Below are 21388 nucleotides of genomic sequence, written 5' to 3'. Positions count from 1 at the left end.
TCATAGGCTTCGGGGTATGGCACGATCACTGGTGATCAAGGTGACCGCCGGCGCGGACGCGCCCGAGCGATGCAACCAGGCGTTCACAGTCGCGGCGGCGGCACTGGCGAGCGGGGTCCCGGTCTCGCTCTGGCTGACGGGGGAGGCCTCGTGGTTCGCCCTCCCCGGACGCGCCAAGGAGTTCGCCCTTCCGCACGCCGCCCAGCTCGGCGACCTGGTCGACGTGGTCCTGGCGAGCGGCCGGATGACGCTGTGCACGCAGTGCGCGGCCAGGCGGAACATCACGGTCGACGACGTGATCGAGGGTGTGCGCATCGCGGGCGCCTCGACCTTCGTCGAGGAGGTGCTCGGCGAGGGGGTCCAGGCCCTCGTCTACTGACGGTCCTCACGCGTACGGCCCCGCCGCGAGGACGGGGCCGTACGTCACGTGCCGTTCAGCCGGGCAGTACGGCCGTCAGCCGCTCCCTGCGGAGCTGGTCGAACCAGGTGTCGTCGAGCGGCGGGAGCTGGAATCCGACGGCCCAGGTCAGCAGCAGGTCGGCCAGGCCGGGGTTGCGGGCCAGCGCGGGGCCGTGCAGGTAGGTTCCCACGACCTTGCCGACGTGGCAGCCCTCGGTTCCGTCGCCGTTTCCCGTGCCGACGGTCGTGCGGGCCAGTGGCCGTACGCCGGGGCCGAGGCGGGTGACACCCATGTGGTTCTCGAAGCCGGTCAGCGTCGGGATGCCGAGCACGGAGTCGGCCTCGCCCGCCAGTTCGCCGACGGCGCGGGCGGTGCCGCGTCCGCTGGAGATGTCGATCAGGCCGAGGCCGTCGACCGGCTGTCCCTCCTCGCCGCCGAACGTGGTGCCCATGATCTGGTAGCCGGCGCAGACGGCCAGCAGGCAGGCTCCGCGGGCGATGGCGCGGTGCAGCCCGCCGTCCCTGCGCAGCCGTTCGGCGGCCAGGATCTGCGGGCGGTCCTCGCCGCCGCCGATGAGGTAGATGTCGCCGCCCTCGGGCACCGGGTCGGCCGAGCGCACGTGGTAGGTCTCGACCGGGATGCCACGGCGCTGGGCGCGCTGTTCGAGGACCAGCACGTTGCCCTGGTCACCGTAGGTGCTCAGCAGGTCCGGGTAGATCCAGACGATTCGCAGGATGCTGTCAGACGGCACGACCGAACTCCGATCGGATCTGCTGGAAGGCGGTGTAGTTGGCGATCACGTCTACCTTGCCGGGCGGCTGGAGGGCCAGCGCCTCCTCGAAGGAGTTCGTCAGCTGGAACGGCACGCCCGCGATGTCCAGCCTGAGGGCCAGGTCGAGTCTGCGTTCCCCGGTGACGTAGACAGGGCCGCCGCGCAGCACGCGGTAGTCCACGTCCCACAGCCAGGAGGTGTCGCGGCCGTCGGGGCCCTGGGCGTTCACCGAGAGGATCACCGGCAGGGAGCGGTCCAGGACGTCGAACGCCTCAAGCCAGCCCGCCGGGTTCTTGGCCAGCAGCAGCCGGGCGTGCCTGCCGTCGCGCTGGACGACCGTGTAGCGGCCCGCGACGGAGGTGACCTCGCGCAGCCGGGGCAGCGCCCGCTGGATCGGAAGGCCGAAGGCCTCCGCGGTGGCCAGGGCGATCACGGCGTTGGCCCGGTTCGCCCGGCCGGGAAGCTGGATGTCCAGCACCCAGCGCTGCCCGCGCGGGTCGATCACCGCGTCGTCGTCGAGGAACCAGCTCGGCTGGGGGCGCCGGAAGGCGCACTCGCGGCAGGCCCAGTCGTTCTCGGCGGCGCGGGAGACGATCCCGCCGTGGGCGGCGGCCGGGACGGGGCCGGGGGCCGCGCTGCCCGGCGGGACGTAGTCCATGCCCTTGCGGTCGAGCGGGCCGCCGCACTCGGGGCAGCACCAGGAGTCTTCCTTCCACGGCTGCCCCGCGGAGACCCAGGTCACGCCGGGAACGGTCGAGGCGCCCCAGGTCACCAGGGGGTCGTCGGCGTTGGCGATCACGTGGACCGGCCTGTTCGCCAGCGCCCGCCGCCACTTCTGGGCGAGCAGCCAGATCTCACCCGCCCGGTCCATCTGGTCGCGGCTGAGGTTCATCAGGACGACCACCCCGGCACCGGTGGTGTCGATCACCTCGGGGAGGTACTTCTCGTCGACCTCCAGGACGCCGTAGGGGGCGTGCTTGGCCGAGGACAGCGCCGAGACGTGCCCGGCGGGCATGTTGGCGCCGAAGGCGTTGGTCGCGACCTCGCCGAGCTCCTGCAGCGCCGAGGTGATCAGCCGGGTGGTGGTCGTCTTGCCGTTGGTCGCGCTGACCAGCGCGAGCTTGCGGTCCTGCGCGAGCTTGCGCAGCAGGTCGGGTTCCAGCGCCAGGCCGATCCGTCCGCCGATCACTGATCCGTCGCCTCTGCCCGTCGCCCTGGACAGGGTCGCGGCCGTCCGGCCGAGAGCGCTCGCGAGCTGCGCCCGCAGCGGAAGCTGAGTCATGCCGTCTCCTCGCGTAGCGACCCGTCGCAGGACGATCCGGCAGCCGGAAAGCCCGGGATAGCCGAATCGTTCATGCCGCCGATCCTAGCCGTGGTTGGGTGGCGGCACCGTCGTATCCCTATTCGAAGCAGGTGGTCGCCACCTGTCCGATATTACGGATTGACCTGGGGAAACCACCCTGGAGGCACCCCTGGAAACCTCCTGGGGAACGCGTTCCCCGTCACGGGCCGCATCACTCGCTGAAGGCCAGTTCCGCGCTCTCCGCCGAGGCCGCGTCGAAGGGCAGCACGAAGCGCCGTGGCCACGACAGCACGCTCTCCAACCATCCCGCCCCCATGGTCTGCGCCACATGGCGTAGCCGTTCGGCGGGGTCGATACCGATCGTCACGGTGAGGATGTCCCGTTCGACCCCTTCGTGCTCGTCGTCGCCGAGGATGACCCGCCAGGCCAGTGCCCTGTTGCGTTCGACCTCCATGGACAGCGGGTGGTGGCGCAGTGCCTTGGCCCGGTGGCCGAGCAGTTCGGTGCCGTTGTGCTGGCGACTGAACAGGGCGTACTCCATGACCGGGGCGGCGCCGCGCGGGTTGGGGGCGGGCCGGCCGTACGGGAAGAGTTTGTCCACCTCGTGCAACCAGCGGACCTGCGGGATGACCCACGCGGGTCCGGGGCGTTCGCCGGGCTCCCTGTCGGGGCCGAGCAGCCGGGTGGCCGCCACCGCGACCTGTTCGGTCAGTTTCGCCGGGTCACCGATGGTCCGCAGCGACCAGGCCCTGCGCCCGACGCTGCGTTCGACGGCCGTGGCCAGCATGCACTCGCGTCTCCTGGGCGGTGGTTCGTCCCACATGTCGGCCAGGGCCCTGGGCACCCCGGGCGCGGGACGGTTGGCGCAGAAGGCCAGCACCAGCGTGTCGGTCCAGATCCGCAGCCAGGCCCATTCCGGGGCGTCGGCGAGCAGGTCGGCCTCGCGCAGTTCGACGAGGGTGCAGGCGCGTCCCGTCCTGCACTCCCTGCCGCAGGCGGCCGAGCGGCGCCCGCAGATCGGCGGCGTGACGTCGGGCAACTGCCGTTCGCGGTCCTCCCCCAGCGGCACCTGCACGCGCAACGGCCGGTCCATCCCGTCGGCGAAGATCGCGGCGACGCCCGGCTGGAGGGAGACGACCTGCCTGGACTGTTCCTCGCTGAGGTTCATCGCGGCCCCGACGAGCTGACGGTCGTCCTCGGCGGGCAGGCGGTGCACCACCTTCAGCGCGGTGTTCTTCACCACGTCGGAGACGAGTTTGGTGGGGATCTGCTCGGCGACCACGATGCCCTCGCCGTAGGCGCGGATCTCGGCGAGCATGCCCGCGAGCAGTTCGACGGCGTGGGTGCTGGCCCGTCCGGCGCCCCGGTCGCGCAGCAGCCGGTGCGCCTCCTCGATCACGATGACGTGCCGCAGACCGCCGCCGCGCTCCTTCCTGGCCCGCATCCGCAGGTGTTCGACGATCCGGATGATCAGCGTGCCCATCAGGAACGCCTTGTCCTCGTCGTTGGCCACGTCCTCGATGGCCAGCACCACGTTGCGCCGCAGCAGGTCGCCGATGTCGGCCGGATGACCGCCCTCGAAGAAGCGCCCTGCTGAGCCGACCCGCAACGACCGCAGCCGCAGGGAGATGAAGCCCTCGACGTCGGCCTGGACCTCCCTGCCGTAGCCGATCTCCTGGATCACGTCCATGGCGTGCTGCTGCAACTGCTCAAGGGTCGGTACGGCGGGCCGCACGGCCGCGCCGGGGGCCGCCCACCCGGTGACCACGTCCCAGCCGTTGGTCTCGTAGACCCGCTGCAGCGCCAGCGACATGATCTGCGGGAACGGCTCCTCGGCGTCGAAGGCGGCCATGAACAGCGCACGGACCATGTCGATGTGCGCCTGCACGGGGTAGCCGGGTTCGGGGGCGAGCGGGTTGACGCTGAAGGGCACGCTGTCGGGCGCCGAGGGGTTGATCACGGTGACCGGGGCGAGGTGTTCGACCCGGCCGCCCATCGCGGCGTACTCGGACTTGGCGGGTTCGATGGCCAGCCAGGGGATGCCCTCCCCGGTGAGCTGTTCGAGCAGGTGCCTGACGGTCTGCGACTTGCCGGAACCGGTGGCGCCGGTGACGAAGGCGTGCCGGTTCAGAGTGGTCAGCGGCACCCTGAACGAGCCGACCGCCCTGTCCTGGCCGTCCAGGATCGCCCCGAGGCCGACGGTCGGCGCGCCGGGGGAGATGTCCGCCTCGCTGGTCACGTCGAAGAAGCCCGCGTCGAGCACCCTGACCCCCGGCACCTCCCTGCGCGGCAGTCCCGCCAGGGCGGCCAGCGCTCCCGCGGTGGCCGCGAACGGCGCCGCGGTGCCGTCGGCCGGGTCCTGCAGGGTGACCGAGAGCGCCTCGGCGAAGCCGTGCACGGGGCCGTCCAGGGCGCTGCGCAGCCGGTAGGGGTGGTGGCTCATCTCGGCGGACCCGACCAGCACCGGGGCGATCTGGCGCAGTTCCTCGGGTCCGGAGGCCCCGGCGAGCACCCGCACGCTCCACAGCCCGGCCTCGCGGAAGGCGTCCAGCTCCTGCATGCGCCGTTCGGCGCGTTCGGCGTCGTAGCGGGAGCGTTCCGAGGCGTCGCCGTACTGCCTGAGCACGTTGAGCTGGGTGCGCAGGTGGGCCACCTCGGTGTCCAGCAGGTCGGTCCGCTCGGCGACGACCAGCCAGGCGAAGGGCCGGGACATGAGCGTGACCAGCGTCGACTCGAAGAGCGTGGGCCGTTTGACCTCGTCGGCGTCCGGTTCGCGGCGTCCGCCGAGCGGTGGGGCCTGGCGGCCGGGACAGACGGTCCAGGCCAGGTCCGACAGGTCGCTCAGCCACTCGTCGCCGATGCGCACTCCTCGCGCGCCGCTGGGGAACAGCAGCGGCTCCGGGCCCGCCGGGGCCTGGTCGGGCTCGGTGACGGCCCTGCGGGGCGATCTGGGCGGGTTGAGCGGCCCCGCGTTGGTGATGAGTTCGAGCGGGGCGCCCGCTCCCCGGGAGAGCCACCCGACCACGAAGGGCCGGTTGCGCTGCGCCGCCGACAGTACGGCGGGCAGCACGGTGACGAAGTCCCACTCCGCCGACGAACTACGGGAGGGGGCCGTGATGGCCTGGATCCGGTACCAGGGACCGGCCAGCTGGCTGGGGGGACGGGACACACTCGGTTGCATTTGTTCTCCACCCGGGGGACCCGGCCTCAGGCCGGAGGGGTCGGCGCTTCACGGATCGCTCCGCCGTACGGCACGGCGAACCCGGGGCCGGGGGCACCCCGGCAACCAAGGTCGGCCCTCCCCGGGTGATCACACCTCCGCATTGACCAGGTCGTTACCGCGAGGGGACGGTTCATTGCCGCCTACGCCAGTCGAGCCTCGCCGGAGGCGGCCCGAGGTTGGGTGGGGCGCTCTCGAAGGGGGTCGGCTCGTGGCGCCGTGTCTCCTCGGCGCGTTCCAGCACCGCCTCCTTGATCTCGTCGAACTCCCCGAGGGTGGTCTTGGGGAAGGTGAGGATGGCCGGGTTGGCGTCGGCGAGACGGACCCTGCGGCCATGGGCGGTGGCGTCGGTGACGATGACCGACGTGGTGGGAAGCTGCTGGAGCTGGTGGGGTTCGACGAGGAACTCCCGCGAGCGGTGCAGGACCCGTTCGGTCTCCCCCATGGCCTTGCTCGCCTGACGGCCCCACTCCGTCGAGGAGGTTATGTCCTCCTTGAGATCGGTGCCCCTGACGTCGCGGTCGTCCTCGCCCGCGTCGGGGTGGCCGACGGTCGAGACGTAACCGCCGTCGAGCCCGGCGCCCGCGGCGCTGATCGTCTCGGTGAGCTGGGCGATTTCGAGGCGGTGCTCGGTGCCGACGTGCTCGCTGGCGATCCTGGCGTCCTCGGCGTTGCCCAGGCGCATGAACGCCACCGCGGCGTGGCCCCGCCCGAGGCGCTCCCGCACGGTCGGGGTGAGCGCGCGGTAGGTGAGCACCAGGCCGGTCCGCGAGGTCTCACAGGCGTCCATCAGCCGGTCGAGCACGTCACCGCGGAGCTTGTCCGCCCCGGCGACGATGATCGTGTGGTACCACGGCCGTTCCGAGGCGGGTGACTGGCGCAGGATGTGGGTGAGCGCGGTGGCGACGTAGGTGCCCAGGACCCGGTTGCCGAGCACCCCGGCCTGCCGGTCCATGGAGACCACCCGCAACCGCGCGGGCGGCAGCCGTACGGCCTCCGAGCCGAGCGTCTCCAGCTTGCGCAGCTGTGATTCGAGGGCCCAGGCGCGCTCGATCACCACCCGGTCGCTGACGCCGCGGCCGAACAGCGTGCCGATGCGTTCGAGCTGGGTCGCGGTGATCAGGCCGGTCAGGAGGTCCTCACGCGGGTCGCCGACCTGGGCCAGGGCGCGCAGGGCCGCGGTGACCTGGTTGATCGTGGCGTTCTCGCCGAGGACCTCAAGGACGCGCTCCAGGATCGCGTTGTCGAACGACAGGTCCCTCGGGTGCTCCTCGCTGACGCTCACCACGTGGGCGAGCACGTCGGCGAAGGCCTCTGGCGGCAGCGTCGCACCCAGGTCGAGCCGGGGCAGGTCGCCGGGCAGCACCCACACCAGCGGATCGTCGCCGCCCCTGCGCGCCAGCTCTATCAGGTCCTTGGCGATCGCGCCCTCGGACAGGTCGAGCACGGTCAGGTGGCCGCCGCTGTACAGGCGGGTCGCCCCGAGCAGGGTGATCAACGCCGACCAGCCGGGCAGCGTGCCGCCCGCGACGTCGATGCGGTCGATCTCGTCGGGCACGGTCACGGCGTACCAGGTGAGCTGGCGATCGTGGAGTTCCTTGCGCTCGGCCCACTCCCGGTAGCGCACGGCGTGCTCCTCCTGGGCCTGGAACAGCTCCCTGTCACGTTCCTCGCGCTGCCGGTCGCCGACCGCCTGACGCTCGCGGATCCGGTGTTTGACCGCCCGGTTCCCCTGGCGGATCGCGTAGCTGCAGAAGACCGCGATCCCGCCGGAGGCCACCAGCCCGGCCGCCGCGAAGGACCAGCGCAGCAACTCGGTGACGCCCAGGACGAGGATCAGCACCGCGAGCGCGGTCATGAACACCCTGAAGACCTTCATCGGGCGGGTCATCAGGGCCTCGTTGAGGCGCTCCCTGCGCATCCACTCGGCGTCGGCCCTGTCGTTGGTCACGGGCCCGCCGTCCGCCGGGGAGGGCCGCCTGGGAGCCGGACCCGGATCAGGGTGCAGCAGGGCGTACTGCCAGCCCAGGTAGATCCGGTCCGCCTGGAGCTGCGCATGCTCGGGATGCACGTCCGCCACGGAACCTCCGCCATTGGGCTCTCGCCGCCTCGGAGACAGCGTAAGAGTTGGACCTCCGATTCGGGCAGCGTTCCCGTCAATCTGCTGCATTTTCCCCATGTTCATCGCCGCTTAAGGGATGAATGAGTCGGATGGGGTGAAGGTAAGCGATTACCATCCTTTGTCATGACGTCTCCCTCCGGTGGCGAAAGCACGCGACGGCGCCCGGTCGCGGTCCCGGTAGCCGCTCTGGTGGTGGCCACCGGTCTGGGAGTCACCGCGGCCTTCGGTGGACTCGCCGAGGCTCCCAAAGAGCCTCCCAAACAGCTCGGCCCCGGCGCGACCGTCGACCAGGGTGAGTTCACGACCACCTTCGTCGAATCGCGCACCGCCTTCCAACCTGACGAGTACGGCGGGGAGGGCAAGCGCTTCCTTGAGGTCGTGATGAAGGTCACCAACAAGGGCGAGAAGACCACCACGGTCGGCTCCCCCTGGTCCGGCACCCAGCGGGGCCTGCTGTTCGGCGCGGGCCTGCTCAAGGTGACCCCCGAGCTCAAGACCCCGTACGGCCCGCTGACCTCCGTCGCCGCCGAGGGCGTCCCGAGCCAGCAGCTCCACCCGGGCGTCCCCTCGACCGTGGTGATCAAGTACCAGCTGACCGACGGGCAGCGCGCCCCCCAGCAGGTGAAACTGGACGTGGGCACCTTCGAGTTCAACGAGGGCTTCAGCCACGAGCTCGGCTGGGTGCTCGTCAGCGAGGACCCCAAAGGACCGCCGACCGTCGCCGCGCAGGTCACCCTCCCGGTCCAGCGTAAGGAAGGCGTCTGATGGGAACCGTCGCCCCCGAACGCGCGGGCGCGCCCACCCGTGGACGCCGCCGTGCCCCCTCCCAGCCGAACAGGTGGCGCAGGCCGGTCGGGCTGCTCGTCGGGGTCGCCTTCGCCGCGGCGGCGGTGTGGGCGCAGACCTTCGCCTACACGCGCGACGACCGTGGCGGCCCGCTCACCTGGACCGGCGGCGTCGGTGACGAGGTACGGGCCTCACGTGTCTGGGTCCAGGCCAGGGCGGTGCACGCGGCCAAGACGATCGAGGCGCCGGGACTGGGCGGCAAGACGGCGATCGCGAAGACCACCGGGATCTTCCTCGTGGTCGACCTGGCGGCCCAGGCGACCAGGGAGCCTCAGAAGATCGTCTCGCTGGAGATCCTCACGGCGGACGGCAAGCGTTACACCTCGACCGACCGGGTGCCCGAGACCCAGACCATCAAGCAGTTCTTCGTCCAGCCCGGCTGGTGGGCCACCGGACCCGCCGTCTTCGAACTGCCCGTCTCCGAACTGGCCGGAGCCCGTATCGTGGTCAGCTCCGTGCGCGGGTTCATCGTCGAGCCGTCCCTGCCCGAGGTGGAGATCGACCTCGGCCTGGACGAGGCGGGCGCGGCCCGGCTGGTATCCGAAGCCAAGGACATCTACTCGTTGGGGAACAAGAAGTGACGGGCACGCCGCATCCCGGAGACGAAACCACGCCCGGTTGGTCCTCTCCGGTGGAGCCCGGCCGGCCCGCTCCGGAGGAGGAGCCCCACGCCCTCCCCCCGTACGGCCTGCCCACCCCGCCCCCGGCCTCCCCGCAGGACGCCCCCGGGCAGGACTTCTTCCGCCCCAGCACCCCCCACCAGAACCTCCCCAGGCCTGATGCCTCCCACCAGGGCTTCCCAGGACCGGACGCCTCCCGTCAGAATTTCCCCGGACCAGACGTCTCCGGGCAGGGCCTTCCCGGGCAGGAGGCCGTCCATCAGGGCTTCCCCTGGCCCGACTCCCCTCACTCGATCCCCCCAAAGCCGGATATATCCGGACGGCACTCCTTCTTCCAGGACGCCCCCCGCCAGGACGCCCCTTGGCCGGACTCTCCCCGCCAGGACGCCTCTCCGCAGGACGCCCCCCATCAGGGCTCTCCCTGGCAGGGCGTTTCCCCGCAGAACCCTCCGGCCCCCCCATCGGGCGCCCCGTGGCCTTCCCAGGGAGCCCAGGAAACCTGGCCCCAGCCACCCACCGCCCCCGGCGTACCCTCCCCGGCCATGCCCTCCACCCCGGCGCCCTCCCCCTCGGCTGTGCCCGCCCCTCCGCGGGCCCAGCCCACCCCGGCCCATCCAGGCACGCCTCGCCCAATCCCGCCCCAGGCCGGCCCGCCTCACCCCGGCCCGGCCCGGCCCATGTCGGCCCACTCCGGCCCTGGGCAGCCCGGCTCTGGGCAGCCCGGCCCGTCTCACTCCGATCCTCGGCCCGGCTCGCACCGCGGGCCCCAGCCCGAGTCACCCCAGCCCGGCCCACACCCCGGCCCCCAGCCCGGCCCGGCTCACCCCGGTCAGGCGCCGGCCGCCCCGGCGCAGCCCGTACGGGCTCCCCAGGCACAGCCCCCGGTGGGCCCCTCCTGGTTCGCCTCCGACCGTGGCACCTTCCCCGACCAGCAGGTCTGGCCCCCGACGGTCCGTGAGGAGCACGCCGGGATCTCGACGCAGCCCTTCCCCGCCGTCCCCGCCGCCCCGCTGCCGCCCAGGCAGCCCGTACCCGCCATGCAGCCCCTGGGGATGACCCAGGAGTCCCCTGCTCCCACTGCCGGTGTCCCCGCGGCCGCCCCGGCCGCCGACGACGCCGAGCCTGACGGGGCCGCCGGACCCGCCGACCCGGCACCGGCCAGGCCGGGCCGTACGGCGTTGCGGGCGGTCGGCGCGGTGCTGGCCCTGGCGGTCGCCATCGCCGTTCCCACCATGGACGGTTACACGACCTACCGTGAGGCACGTCCCCCGGACAAGATCCACACCTTCGCCGCCGGTCAGACCGCGTCGTTCAAGCATGTGTCCTGGCAGGTGAACGTGGAGGTCGTCGACAGCATCCCCAACACCCGCCCGACCCCGCCCGACCGTCAGTGGCTGAAGATCAGGATCACCCGGATCGCCCTGGACCAGGAGGGGATCATCCGCCGGGTTCCCCCCGAGGTCGAGGTACGGGCCGCCGACGGGCGTGTCTGGAAGGTGGAGCCCCTCGACGACGACCTGCCCCTGGATGCCAAGGACTACAGGGTCGGTGCGCCGTACCACTACAACATGGTCGGTGTGGTGCCCAGAGCTCTCTCCTCCCAGGTGGAGGTCTACCTGCGTCCCAGCCCGGCGCGGATCATCGAGAACGAGTCCGTGGAGGACATGTTCAAACGGTCCGCGAAGGAGGAGGAGCTGAAGGACGACGTGCTGCGCTTCAGGCGCTGATCACCTCTCCGGCCTCGCGGCTACGCGTGGCGGCGATGTCGAACGTGGCCGCCAGCAGGCAGATGGTCAGCACCTTGACGAGGAGTTCCCTGATCACCCCGGCGGGGTTGCCGAAGAGCACCCAGCTGAAGGGCTCCTCGTTGCCGATCAGCATCCGTATCCCCTGGTCGGCGTAGTCGGTGCCCACCCGGATCAGCACGTAGCACAGGCAGAACAGCCCGAACAGGGCCGCCCCTCCCCGTACGGCCAGCCGGAAGGCGTTGGCGGGTGGGACCCAGCGCTCCTGGAACCCGGTCGTGGCCCGGGTCATGGTCGAGCGGGTGAGCGTGTGGGTCTGCTCCATCCGGTCGGCCACGGTGTCCAGCCTGGTCCCCCGTACGACCGCGCGGGTGTCCTCGGCGAACGCGCCGTAGACGAGAGAGGCGACCGTCAGCCAGGTCAGGGGTTCGACCAGCGCGGAGACCACGTACGGCCAGGCCTCCCCGATGGCGCCGGTCACCTCCTTCCACCCGGGGATGTCGCTCCGGGCCTGCTCGGCCCAGCCGTTCAGGGTGGCCACCGCGACCCGGCCGGACAACCAGTCGGAACGCGCGGAGACGAGGGTGAACATCGCGTTGATGCTGTAGAAGGCGAAGGCCAGCTCGAAGAAGGCGGCCATGATGCCGCTGCCCCTGACCTTGTCGTTGGCGTGCCACCAGCCGAAGAGCGCCTTGAGCCCGTAGGCCACGACCGCGATGCCGAGCGAGATCCGGACGTCCAGGCCGACCAGGCCGGTGCCCGTGGTGATGGTCTCACCGGCGAAGCTCCGCGCCAGGTCCTCCCCGACGTTGTGGGTGATGTCGAGGGCGACGAAGTCCCTGGCGTCCTCGACGTGGAAGCTCCAGGCCATGTAGATGGTGGCGAAGACCAGCGTGGCCCGGTTGAGCGCGCCGAACAGGTTCTCCTCGGCCTCCTCCCCCGCCCGCCGTACCTGGATCTCCCTGAGCGCGCCACGCACGGAGTAGAGCATGCCGACGGTGATGACGAGCTCGTTCATCACGATCAACGTGAAGATCAGCATCGTGACGACGAGCCGGACCTGCCGGTAGTCGCCGTGCGACAACTCGGTGCCCGCCCACAGCAGGCCCGCGCGGATCGCCCGTCCTGCGGAGAACCAGAGCACCAGTGAGATCCCGCATGCGCCCAGGATTCTCAGGGTGTGCAGGGGCAGGGAGTACGCCGTGAGCGCGCTCGGCCCGCGGCCCGCGGCTCTCGATGGCGGTAGCGGCGGGGACATAGCAGGCGTTCCGGACACCCCAGGATCCTAGCGGCCCGCACGGACGGGAACGCGAGAACGCCCCTCCCCAGGGAAAGCCCTCCCGGGAATCACGGATCGGCGGCTCGAATTTCCCCTCGGACCCGACAGGCGCTCCGCAGGGCGGTCAATCCGTCGGCCGCCTCACCGCCGCCGACGAGCGGATCGGCGAACCCAGGACCGTCAGGACTTTCCTTTCCCGCATTCGGGGCTCATGCCTTGAGAACGGCCTCGGCGGAGATTCCCCCTGCCGGTGAGCCCAACGATCTGCCAGGCAGGACACCGTTCACCGGCGATCCGCGAGAACACGTCGCGCGAACCCTTGGTCCGTTCGACAGAACCCTTTCGAAACAATCATGGATTCCGGCGCCGTACAGGCCTTCCTGAGGCCGTTGAATAAACCGCGGGGCCCGTTTGTTTGAGCGGCTATGAAGCGCATCGACGTCTGGGCGGACATGGTCTGCACCTGGGCCCACGTCGGCAGGCAGCGCCTGGTGAGTGCGGGGTTCGGCGAGGACGTCGAGGTCGTCTGGCGTCCCTACCAGCTCGACCCGACGGCCCCGGGGCCCCAGGCCGAGGCTCCGCGCGATCCGGCCGTCCCCACGGGAGAAGCCCCGAAGGGCCCGATCTGGGGCGCCGTCCCGCAGCCCAACACCTTCGACGCCCACCGGGTGATCGCCGTCGCCTACGAGCGCGGCGGCTCCGCCCTGCAGGGCGCCGTCGTCGAGCGGATTCTGCGCGCCCACTTCACCGACGGTTCGGACATCGGCGACCGCGCCGTCCTGGCCGATCTGGCCGCCGAGGCGGGTCTGGACGGCGTGGCCGAGGCGCTCGCCGCCGGAGAGGGCACCGAGCAGGTCCGCTACCAGCTCCTGCGCGGCAAGGCCATCGGCATCGGCACCTCACCGACCTTCGTCGTCGGCGACCAGGCCGTCGCGGGCGCCCAGTCCCCGGAGGTCCTGCGCGACCTGGTACGGCACGCCGCCCCCGGCCGTGATCTCCCCGAGGAGGTCACGCGCCTGCGCCACGCGGAGTCCCTGCTCGACGCCCGTGACCCGCTCGGCGCGCTGGAGATGCTGCGTCCGCTGCTCGAAGACCACGGCGACGATCCGGCGGTCGGGCTGCTGGCCGCCCGCGCCTACTTCGGCTCGGCGCAACTCGGCCGGGCGCTGCGGACGCTTGAGCCGCTGGTCGAGCGCGCTCCCGGCGACCACTACGCTAGGTTCCTGCTCGGCCGGACCCTCGAACGGTCCAACCGCCCCGACGAGGCCCTGCCCCACCTGCGCCTGGCCGCGGCCATGTCCTCCGACCCCGCCTACGCCGACGCGGTCCGCAGGGTCGAACGACGCGGAGCCGCGTAGAACGCGAGAAGCCGGCGCCCCTGGTGGGGCACCGGCTTCTCGGTGATCAGGTCTGGTCAGACAGCCACGGCGAGCTGCGTGACCTCACCCAGGCGGGCCTGGGCGGGGATGTCCTTGGTGACGCCACCACCCGCGATGATGCGGACGGTCCACTCACCGGGGGCGGCGAAGAAGCGGAAGATGCCCTCTTCGGACACCACAACCTCACCGGTGAACTCGCCGGAGTGGTCGAGCAGGCGGGCGTAGGCCGTGCCCGTGCCCGAGACCACTCCCTGGATGACGGCCTGGGTCGAAAGGTCGATCCCGGCCGGAAGGGCGATCGTCTGTTCCGGAGCAGCGCATCCCTGAGTCATTATCGAGCCTCTCCCAGTTCGATCGGCACGCCCACGAGCGAGCCGTACTCTGTCCACGAACCGTCGTAGTTCTTGACGCTGGCCTGACCGAGCAGCTCGTGCAGGACGAACCAGGTGTGGGCCGAGCGCTCGCCGATACGGCAGTAGGCGATGGTGTCCTTGGCGAAGTCGACGCCCTCGGCCTCGTAGAGGGCCTTCAGCTCCTCGTCGGACTTGAAGGTGCCGTCGTCGTTGGCCGCCTTGGACCACGGGATGTTGCGGGCGGTCGGCACGTGGCCGGCGCGCTGGGCCTGCTCCTGCGGAAGGTGCGCGGGGGCGAGCAGCTTGCCGGTGAACTCGTCGGGCGAGCGCACGTCGACCAGGTTGAGCTTGCCGATCGCGGCGACGACGTCGTCACGGAAGGCGCGGATGGTCAGGTCCTGCTCCGTGGCCTGGTAGTTCGTGGCCGGACGGTTGGGGACGTCCTTGACCAGCTCGCGGGAGTCGAGCTCCCACTTCTTACGGCCGCCGTCGAGCAGCTTGACGTTCTCGTGGCCGTAGAGCTTGAAGTACCAGTAGGCGTAGGACGCGAACCAGTTGTTGTTGCCACCGTAGAGAACCACGGTGTCGTCGTTGGCGATGCCCCGGGAGGAGAGCAGCGCCTGGAAGCCCTCGCGGTCCACGAAGTCGCGACGGACGGGGTCCTGAAGGTCCTGCCTCCAGTCGACCTTCACGGCGCCACGGATGTGGCCCTTGTCATAGGCGCTGGCGTCTTCGTCGACCTCGACGAGGACGACGCCCTCGGTGTCGAGGTTGGCCTCGACCCAGTCAGCGTCCACCAGGACGGCGGAGCGGCTCATCGGAATCCTCCGGGATTAATTTGCGGCGGGAAATATACGGCGAATGATCAGGAACATCTCGCAGCCAAGGCAGAAACCGAAGGCGGCGTTGAGAAAGGCGGCGAAGAGAGCCGCGGCGGTGGCGCCGAGGGCCAGCGGCGTGATCTGCGTGACGTAGCCGACCAGACCCACCAGGGCGAAGACCAGACCCACTCCCTGCGCGAAGCGCGGGGGGGTCGCGTCCTCCAACTCCGGCGGAGGGCTTTTCACGATCCCTTTGAAAATCATCCCGTACGGCGAGGCACCGAGGAGGCCGAGCGCGAACACCACGGTCTGGGCTCCCAGCAACCAGACGCTGCCCGTCACGAGGACGAGAGCGAGGACGACGGTCGTCAGAGCCGCGGAGAAGCGAAGGGCACGGGGATCAACCTGCATCGCTCGATGCTCCTGAAGGGGTGTACAGATCGGTGCGGCATGGGACCGCTTGAGATCGCCCTTTAGGAAGCGCGACAGAGCGCGGTGGCGACGCGGCAGAAATCTACCGCGCGCCGCTTAGTCAGCAGCTCTGTCGAGGGGTTCATGCCGAAGACACTACCTCGACGCTCCATCGTCTGTCACATCCCTGCCCACAATGTGAGACAAATTTGCCCAATGAATGATATTTGCCTGTTCATTCGCCGACGGCGAGGCCGAGCGCCCCGATCACGTCGGCCTTACGTGGCTGCCCGGAGGCACGTTTCACAACACGTCCTGACGCGTCAAGGATCAGTACGGTCGGGGTTCGCAGGACGTTCAGCGAACGGACGAGATCGAGGCGGGACTCGGCGTCGATCTCCACGTGCGCCACCCCGGCCACCATCGCCGTCACCTCGGACAACACCCTGCGGGTCGCCCGGCAGGGCTGGCAGAAGGCGCTGGAGAACTGCACCAGCGTCGCCCGCTCTCCCAGGGGGACTCCGAGATCACCGGACGTCAGCCGCTCCACGTCGCCCCCAACCTCACGCGGCACGCCGTCGCGCCGCCGTACGATCACGCCGACCAGCGTGGCCAGAGCCAGCGTGACGAGAACCACTGCCAATCCGGTCACGGAGCACGACAACACGCGCCCGCGACCGGCCATTCCCCGCGGCCGGCCCGAACCCGGGCCGGAGCGGCGGAATCCGGTCAGGGAACGGCCACGCCGACCAGCACGCGGCCCTGCGCCGTGGTGACCTCGACCCTGGTGACGGTCCCGAACGGGATCGTGGTGCTTCCCTGGAAGGGGCCGGAGCGGTCGTAGGCGGCCTTGTTGACCACCCAGTTGGCCGCCGTCTGCCGCCGGCCGTCCGCACCGACCACGTCGAGTCTGCACGGGGTGCCCTTGGCGATCCCGGAGACGACGACCTTGACGGTCGTGGTGCCCTCCCCCTCGGCCATGCTCACCGTGACGTGGACGGGGCCGTTGTCCCCCTTGACCGTCCGGCGCCTCTCCGGGACGTCCGAGAAGATCCGGGCGTCCTGGGAGTTCTCGTTCGAGGGGGCCTCCGAGGGCACGGTGGCGTACCCCTGCCCCCTGTCGTCCTTCATCGCCTTGGACAGCTGCCCGCTCTCACCGCCCGCCGAGGCCGAGACCGCCGCGGGCAGCGCCTCCGAGGAGGCACCGTCCTGAGCCGGGCGCATGGCCGACCACATGGTCCCGCCCAGGCCGACGACCAGCACGGAGGCCGCCAGCGAAAGCAGCACCCTGCTCAGCCTGCGCCGTCTGACCCGCGCGCTCAGCAGCCGGTCGAGTACGGCGTGCGGCGGGCTGACCGCCTGCGCCGCGTCCTCCTGGGACACCTTCTCCAGGAAGGCCGCGACCCCCGTCAGCTCCTCGAACTCCGCGCGGCAGCCCTCACACTCGGCCAGGTGCGCCTCGACGAGCACGCACTCCTCCGGTTCGAGCGCCCCGAGCACGTACACCCCGAGCGACATCCGCACGTCGTCACAGGTCATCATCATGGCGCGAGCCCCCGCTCCTCCAGCGCCAGCTTGAGCGCCCGAAGCGCGTAATACGTGCGCGACTTCACCGTTCCGGCGGGGATACCGAGCGCCTCGGCGGCTTCCTTTACCGACTTCCCCTGGTAGTAGACCTCGGCGAGCACCTCGCGGTGCTCCGGCCTCAACGTGGCCAGCGCCTCGGCGACCGCCCACGACTCGACGGCCCGTTCGAGCTCGTCGTCGGCGGGCACGACGGCCAGCGCCTCGTCCCCCATCTCCGGCGGACGCGCCTTGCGCGCCCGGTGCTGGTCGACGACGAGGTTGCGGGCCACCGTGAACAGCCACGCGCGGATGGGCTTCCCGCTGAGCGCGTCAGGATGCCGCCACGCCCGCAGCAGCGTCTCCTGCACGACATCCTCCGCTCTCCCCGGGTCACCCGTCAGCCGCAGAACGTAACCGTAGAGTGGGCCGCCATGCTCGTCGAAGAGCGCTCTGACGAGCTGCTCGTCGGCGGTTCCGGCTTGGCTCACACCCTCACGACGTACGGCGCGGCGCTTCGGTTCAGTCATACGTCGCCCACCCGGGAGAGCGCGTCCTCAGCCGTGCAGGGGAACGTCGGTCGCCTCACCGGAGACCCGTATCCCCTGGGGCACGACGCGCACGCCAGTGATCTTCACGCCGAACGGCAGGTTCTTGACCGGGATGCGGTAGTCGATGAACCGCTCCGGGTTGGGCACCGGGATGCCGCCGCCGACCGTGACCTTCTCCGGGGTGAACCGGATCTCCCCTGCGGAGACGCCGATCTTCAGGTCGGCCTTGACCGGGACCTTCTGGCCGAGCACCGTGACCTCCCCGTTGACCGTCAGGGTGTCGCCGTCGACCGCGACCTTGATCCCGCGCGGCGCCCTCTGGTTCAGGACCTGCAGCGGGACCTCCACGGTCCCCTCGACCCGTCCGGCGCGGATGTCGGCCCGCTCCGAGTTGAACAGCAGGTCCGACAGCGGGGCGGTGACGTCGTGGAGGGTGAAGTCGACACTGGACAGGCGCAGCCCGTTCAGGACCATCGGGCCCGCCGCGACCTCGACCTCGTCGTAGCGCCCGGCGACCGCCTGCGTGAGGAACGGGATGCCGAGGATGCTCACCTCCGGCGATCTGTCCAGGTCGTATCTCGCGGTCGCCTGCCGGGCGATCTCCCGCTGCGCCCCGGCCACGGCCACCCGGTCCAGGATCGCGAACAGAACGAGCAGCAAAACCAGGAAAGCGACCAGCCTGCGCATCTGACTCCCCGTTCGGTGCCTCGACCCGGTGTCTCGACTCGGGGCCTCTCAGTGCCTCGGTTCAGTGCCCCGGTCCGGCCAGAGTGCCATCGCAGCACATCCCCCGGCAATTCTTCGCAAAACACCTCACCAACCGCCGGATCCGATCACCCACCGGCGAACGGCGGCAGCACCTCGACCGTCACACCGTCGGCGAGGACGACCGTCTCGTGCGCCCGCCTGCCGACCGGATGGCCGTCGACCAGGAAGGACGAACGCCCGACCACCCTGGCCAGCTCCGCGCGTCCCCGGGTGACCTCCGCGAGCAGTTCGGCCAGCGTCCCCGCCTCGAAGGCCTCCTCCGCGACCCCCGAGGCCTCCTTCGCCGCCGCCCAGTAGCGAATCGTTCCTCTCGCCATGGTCCGACCAACCCCTCCCATACACACTGGGTCATCATCCTGTTACCGTGAATCCACGAGGTGAACCGTGTTCATCAGCTGGACACTCCATGGACGCCTCAGCCACGTCGGCTATCCTCACCTACACGGGACCTGGGCGACGTAGCCCCCGGGTCCTTACGTGTTTGTACGGCCAGCAGCCGGCACGACGCGGGAAGGAGGCACCGTGAGCAATCTCCTGCTGCTCACCAACGCCCTTGAGCCCTCCTCAGAGGTGCTCCCGGCGCTGGGACTGCTCCTGCACTCGGTGCGGGTCGCCCCCGCGGAGGCCTCGGCGCTGATCGACATCCCGCCCGCCGACGCCGTACTCGTCGACGCGCGCCGTGAGCTGGCCCACGCCAAGGGACTGTGCAGGCTGCTGCGGACCACGGGCATCACCTGCCCGTTGCTCGTCATCGTCACCGAGGGCGGCCTGGCCGCCATGACCGCCGAGTGGGGCGTCGACGACGTCCTGCTGGACGGCGCGGGCCCCGCCGAGGTCGAGGCCCGGCTGCGGATGGCCGTCGGCAGGCTCGACCTGTCCGCCGCCGAGGAGGTCCCCGACGAGATCCGCAGCGGTGACCTGGCGATCGACGAGGCCACCTACACCGCGCGGCTGCGCGGCCGGGCGCTGGACCTGACGTTCAAGGAGTTCGAGCTGCTGAAGTACCTCGCGCAGCACCCCGGCCGGGTCTTCACCCGCGCCCAGCTGCTGCAGGAGGTCTGGGGCTACGACTACTTCGGCGGCACCAGGACCGTCGACGTGCACGTCAGGAGGCTGCGCGCCAAGCTCGGCGCCGAGTACGAGTCGCTGATCGGCACCGTGCGCAACGTCGGCTACCGTTTCGTCCCCGAGCGCGGCGGCGAGTCCGCCGACGAGCGCGAGCCCGCCCACCACTGACGGACGCCACGCGGGACCACGACGGATCCCGCGCGACGCCCCGGGCCGTCAGGGAACGACGGTGATGTGGGTGGGAGCCGGGGGTGTGATCGTCGGGTTCGCCGCGAAGTAGGCGGCGAAGGAGTCGATGTCGAGCGGTCCGCTCCACACGTCCGTGCCCTTGGTGAACTCCGCGAAGGCGTCACCGCCGCCGACGAGGAAGTTGTTGACGGCGACCCGGATGCTCTGGGTGTCCGTCACGGCCACGCCGTCGATCTTGAGGTCGGAGACCTTCGAGCCCCACGCGGCACCCGTGCTGTAGGTGTAGGTGAGGTTCGAGGACGGCTGCAGGATCTTGGTGAACGGCTGCGCGTTGGGGCCGCCGGGGAACTGCTGCTCCAGGACGGTCTTCAGCTGGGCACCGGTGAGGGTGATCACCTGCACGAGGTTGTTGAACGGCTGCACCGTGAACGCCTCGCCGTAGGTCACCACGCCGTCGCCCTCCCCCGCCGGGGAACCCGTGTAGGTGAGGCTCGCCCGTACTCCGCCCGGGTTCATCAGGGCGATCCGTGCGTCGCCCCCGCTCCTGGACGCGGCGAGCTGGCCGTCGGCGATGAGGTTGCCCAGGGACGACTCTCCCGAGGGGGCCGCGGCGTTGGTGACGTCGGCGGTGATCCTGCCGATCGGCTTGTTGGCCACCGGCGCGACACGCTCCTTCCAGGTCTGCACGAACGCGGCGATCTCCGGGTCCGGGGCGACCGTACGGGTCACCACCTGGTTGTCGGCCACGACCGAGGAGCGCACCACGTCACGGGTACGGACGTCCACCCGGAAGTCGACCTTGGTGATCACCCGGCCGAAGGAGCCGCCCTGGCTGAACAGGCGGGTGCCGCCCGCCGGGTCGGTCACCTGGCACAGGTAGGCCTGGTGGGAGTGGCCGCTGAGGATCATGTCGATCTCGGGGTCGACCTGGGTGGCGATCCTGGTGCCCGCGCCCGGCTGCGCGCTGCAGGCGTCCGGGGACCTGCCGGGGGTGACCTGGTCTCCCTCGTGCACCAGCACGACCTGGGCCCTGACGCCGACCAGCTTCAGCAGCTTCGAGGCGACGTTGGCGGCCTTGACCTCGTCGACGAACCGCAGGTCCTTGATGCCCTCGGAGGTGACGATGCCCGGGGTGGACTGGGTCACCAGGCCGATGAAGCCGACCGGCACGCCGTTGACCCAGCGGACGGCCACCGGCGGCAGGGCCGGGATGCCGTACCCCTCCAGCAGGTCGCGCAGGGACCCGCTGTCCTTCCCGCCGAGCGCGGCCAGCGCCTCCCGTTCCGCTCCGCCGCCCGGGTTCTTGAGGAGCACGTTGGCGCCCAGGTAGCTGTAGCGCGCGCCCTTCCAGGGTCCGGCGGGCGAGCAGCCGTCCGTCGGGTGGCAGCCGCCGTACATGACGCGCCGCAGTTCGGAGTAGCCCTCGTCGAACTCGTGGTTGCCCACGGCGGAGGCGGTGACGCCGATCTTGCCGAGGAACTCGACGGACGGCTCGTCGTGGTAGGCGGCCGACAGCAGCGGGCTGGCCCCGATCAGGTCTCCCTGGGCGACCTTCAGGGTGTTCCCGTCGGTCAGCTGCTTGAGGTGGGTGGCCACGTAGGCGGCGCCGCCGGCCTCGACGGTCGCTCCGGTCTCGTCGACCATGCGGCCCGAGGAGCCGGTCGGCGGTTCGAGGTTGCCGTGGAAGTCGTTGAGGGAGAGCAGGCGGACGGGGACGGTCGTGGAAGCCTTGTGCGCGTTGTATGCGCTTCCCTGGGTCGCCGCGGTCGCCGGGCCCATCGCGAGCATGAGGCCCGCTCCGGCGAGAGCCCCGGCCATGGCCAGGCGCTGGAAGGTACGAGACGTCATGAACCACGACATTAAAGTGGCGATCTATGCAAGGAATGTCCTAGAGGTAACGATTAACCGCCCCTAATGGTGGCGGCTTTTGCCACTCCCCGACCACCGGTTGAAATGCCACTGCGCATAAAGTCCAGAA

The 21388-nt window shown here is 70.7% G+C and carries 21 protein-coding genes; 6 read left to right on the top strand and 15 right to left on the bottom strand.

Annotated elements, in window-relative coordinates:
* Positions 1 to 16: 16 nt before the first annotated feature.
* Positions 17 to 379 carry a DsrE family protein gene (locus tag ABZ463_RS29845; RefSeq protein WP_352014630.1) on the top strand — a complete coding sequence of 121 codons (363 nt, stop codon included), beginning with the start codon at positions 17 to 19 and terminating at the stop codon, positions 377 to 379.
* Positions 380 to 434: 55 nt separating this feature from the next.
* Here the strand turns inward: ABZ463_RS29845 and ABZ463_RS29840 are convergent, their stop codons facing one another.
* The 4 genes from ABZ463_RS29840 to ABZ463_RS29825 all read right to left on the bottom strand — a co-directional run bounded on the left by ABZ463_RS29840 (position 435) and on the right by ABZ463_RS29825 (position 7766).
* Positions 435 to 1151, bottom strand: coding sequence for a glutamine amidotransferase (locus tag ABZ463_RS29840; protein ID WP_352014629.1), 717 nt, complete (start codon positions 1149 to 1151; stop codon positions 435 to 437).
* Positions 1141 to 2454 (bottom strand): MurT ligase domain-containing protein, encoded by a 1314-nt coding sequence (locus tag ABZ463_RS29835; RefSeq protein WP_362781162.1) that lies wholly within the window; start codon positions 2452 to 2454, stop codon positions 1141 to 1143. Before ABZ463_RS29835 ends, ABZ463_RS29840 begins: the two co-directional genes overlap by 11 nt.
* Positions 2455 to 2686: 232 nt before the next feature.
* Positions 2687 to 5656 (bottom strand): ATP-binding protein, encoded by a 2970-nt coding sequence (locus ABZ463_RS29830; RefSeq protein ID WP_352014627.1) that lies wholly within the window; start codon positions 5654 to 5656, stop codon positions 2687 to 2689.
* A gap of 172 nt (positions 5657 to 5828) precedes the next feature.
* A complete protein-coding gene (locus ABZ463_RS29825) occupies positions 5829 to 7766 on the bottom strand; it encodes a hypothetical protein (RefSeq protein WP_362781160.1) in 1938 nt (645 codons plus the stop codon).
* Positions 7767 to 7940: 174 nt separating this feature from the next.
* Between ABZ463_RS29825 and ABZ463_RS29820 the strand changes: the two genes are divergently transcribed.
* The 3 genes from ABZ463_RS29820 to ABZ463_RS29810 all read left to right on the top strand — a co-directional run bounded on the left by ABZ463_RS29820 (position 7941) and on the right by ABZ463_RS29810 (position 11010).
* Positions 7941 to 8582, top strand: a complete 642-nt coding sequence (locus ABZ463_RS29820) for a hypothetical protein (RefSeq protein ID WP_352014625.1) — start codon at positions 7941 to 7943, stop codon at positions 8580 to 8582.
* A complete protein-coding gene (locus tag ABZ463_RS29815; RefSeq protein WP_362781157.1) occupies positions 8582 to 9244 on the top strand; it encodes a hypothetical protein in 663 nt (220 codons plus the stop codon). The genes ABZ463_RS29820 and ABZ463_RS29815 overlap by 1 nt, the downstream gene beginning before the upstream one ends.
* A gap of 923 nt (positions 9245 to 10167) precedes the next feature.
* Entirely contained in the window at positions 10168 to 11010 is an 843-nt protein-coding gene (locus ABZ463_RS29810) for a hypothetical protein (RefSeq protein WP_362781155.1), read from the top strand.
* Here ABZ463_RS29810 and ABZ463_RS29805 read toward each other — a convergent pair.
* Complete coding sequence (locus ABZ463_RS29805) at positions 11000 to 12172, bottom strand: hypothetical protein (protein ID WP_352014622.1); 1173 nt, start codon at positions 12170 to 12172, stop codon at positions 11000 to 11002. The two genes, ABZ463_RS29810 and ABZ463_RS29805, sit on opposite strands and share 11 nt — an antisense overlap.
* Before the next feature lie 560 nt (positions 12173 to 12732).
* Between ABZ463_RS29805 and ABZ463_RS29800 the strand changes: the two genes are divergently transcribed.
* Positions 12733 to 13665, top strand: a complete 933-nt coding sequence (locus ABZ463_RS29800) for a DsbA family protein (protein ID WP_362781153.1) — start codon at positions 12733 to 12735, stop codon at positions 13663 to 13665.
* Between the two features lie 56 nt (positions 13666 to 13721).
* Here ABZ463_RS29800 and ABZ463_RS29795 read toward each other — a convergent pair whose 3' ends face one another.
* The 9 genes from ABZ463_RS29795 to ABZ463_RS29755 all read right to left on the bottom strand — a co-directional run bounded on the left by ABZ463_RS29795 (position 13722) and on the right by ABZ463_RS29755 (position 18470).
* Positions 13722 to 14018 (bottom strand): DUF1416 domain-containing protein, encoded by a 297-nt coding sequence (locus tag ABZ463_RS29795; RefSeq protein ID WP_352014620.1) that lies wholly within the window; start codon positions 14016 to 14018, stop codon positions 13722 to 13724.
* Positions 14018 to 14857 carry a sulfurtransferase gene (locus tag ABZ463_RS29790; protein ID WP_352014619.1) on the bottom strand — a complete coding sequence of 280 codons (840 nt, stop codon included), beginning with the start codon at positions 14855 to 14857 and terminating at the stop codon, positions 14018 to 14020. The genes ABZ463_RS29795 and ABZ463_RS29790 overlap by 1 nt, the downstream gene beginning before the upstream one ends.
* Before the next feature lie 15 nt (positions 14858 to 14872).
* Positions 14873 to 15271, bottom strand: coding sequence for a DUF4395 domain-containing protein (locus tag ABZ463_RS29785; RefSeq protein WP_352014618.1), 399 nt, complete (start codon positions 15269 to 15271; stop codon positions 14873 to 14875).
* 62 nt (positions 15272 to 15333) lie between these two features.
* Positions 15334 to 15417, bottom strand: coding sequence for a putative leader peptide (locus tag ABZ463_RS29780; RefSeq protein WP_352014750.1), 84 nt, complete (start codon positions 15415 to 15417; stop codon positions 15334 to 15336).
* Positions 15418 to 15506: 89 nt separating this feature from the next.
* Positions 15507 to 15845: a thioredoxin family protein gene (locus ABZ463_RS29775; RefSeq protein ID WP_352014749.1), complete on the bottom strand. Its 339-nt coding sequence runs from the start codon at positions 15843 to 15845 to the stop codon at positions 15507 to 15509.
* Between the two features lie 155 nt (positions 15846 to 16000).
* Positions 16001 to 16816: a zf-HC2 domain-containing protein gene (locus tag ABZ463_RS29770; protein WP_362781151.1), complete on the bottom strand. Its 816-nt coding sequence runs from the start codon at positions 16814 to 16816 to the stop codon at positions 16001 to 16003.
* A complete protein-coding gene (locus tag ABZ463_RS29765; RefSeq protein WP_184712468.1) occupies positions 16813 to 17364 on the bottom strand; it encodes a sigma-70 family RNA polymerase sigma factor in 552 nt (183 codons plus the stop codon). Before ABZ463_RS29765 ends, ABZ463_RS29770 begins: the two co-directional genes overlap by 4 nt.
* Before the next feature lie 27 nt (positions 17365 to 17391).
* Positions 17392 to 18072, bottom strand: a complete 681-nt coding sequence (locus tag ABZ463_RS29760; RefSeq protein WP_352014616.1) for a DUF2993 domain-containing protein — start codon at positions 18070 to 18072, stop codon at positions 17392 to 17394.
* 146 nt (positions 18073 to 18218) lie between these two features.
* Entirely contained in the window at positions 18219 to 18470 is a 252-nt protein-coding gene (locus tag ABZ463_RS29755) for a MoaD/ThiS family protein (protein ID WP_362781148.1), read from the bottom strand.
* 205 nt (positions 18471 to 18675) lie between these two features.
* On the opposite strand from ABZ463_RS29755, the gene ABZ463_RS29750 reads away from it, so the two are divergent.
* Complete coding sequence (locus tag ABZ463_RS29750) at positions 18676 to 19389, top strand: response regulator transcription factor (protein WP_352014614.1); 714 nt, start codon at positions 18676 to 18678, stop codon at positions 19387 to 19389.
* 48 nt (positions 19390 to 19437) lie between these two features.
* Here the strand turns inward: ABZ463_RS29750 and ABZ463_RS29745 are convergent, their stop codons facing one another.
* Entirely contained in the window at positions 19438 to 21258 is a 1821-nt protein-coding gene (locus ABZ463_RS29745; protein ID WP_362781145.1) for a bifunctional metallophosphatase/5'-nucleotidase, read from the bottom strand.
* Positions 21259 to 21388 lie beyond the last annotated feature (130 nt).

The sequence above is a fragment of the Streptosporangium sp. NPDC020145 genome, assembly GCF_040631275.1.
In the GTDB taxonomy this organism is placed as follows: Bacteria; Actinomycetota; Actinomycetes; order Streptosporangiales; family Streptosporangiaceae; genus Streptosporangium.
This window is presented reverse-complemented; position numbering and strand designations above follow the sequence as displayed.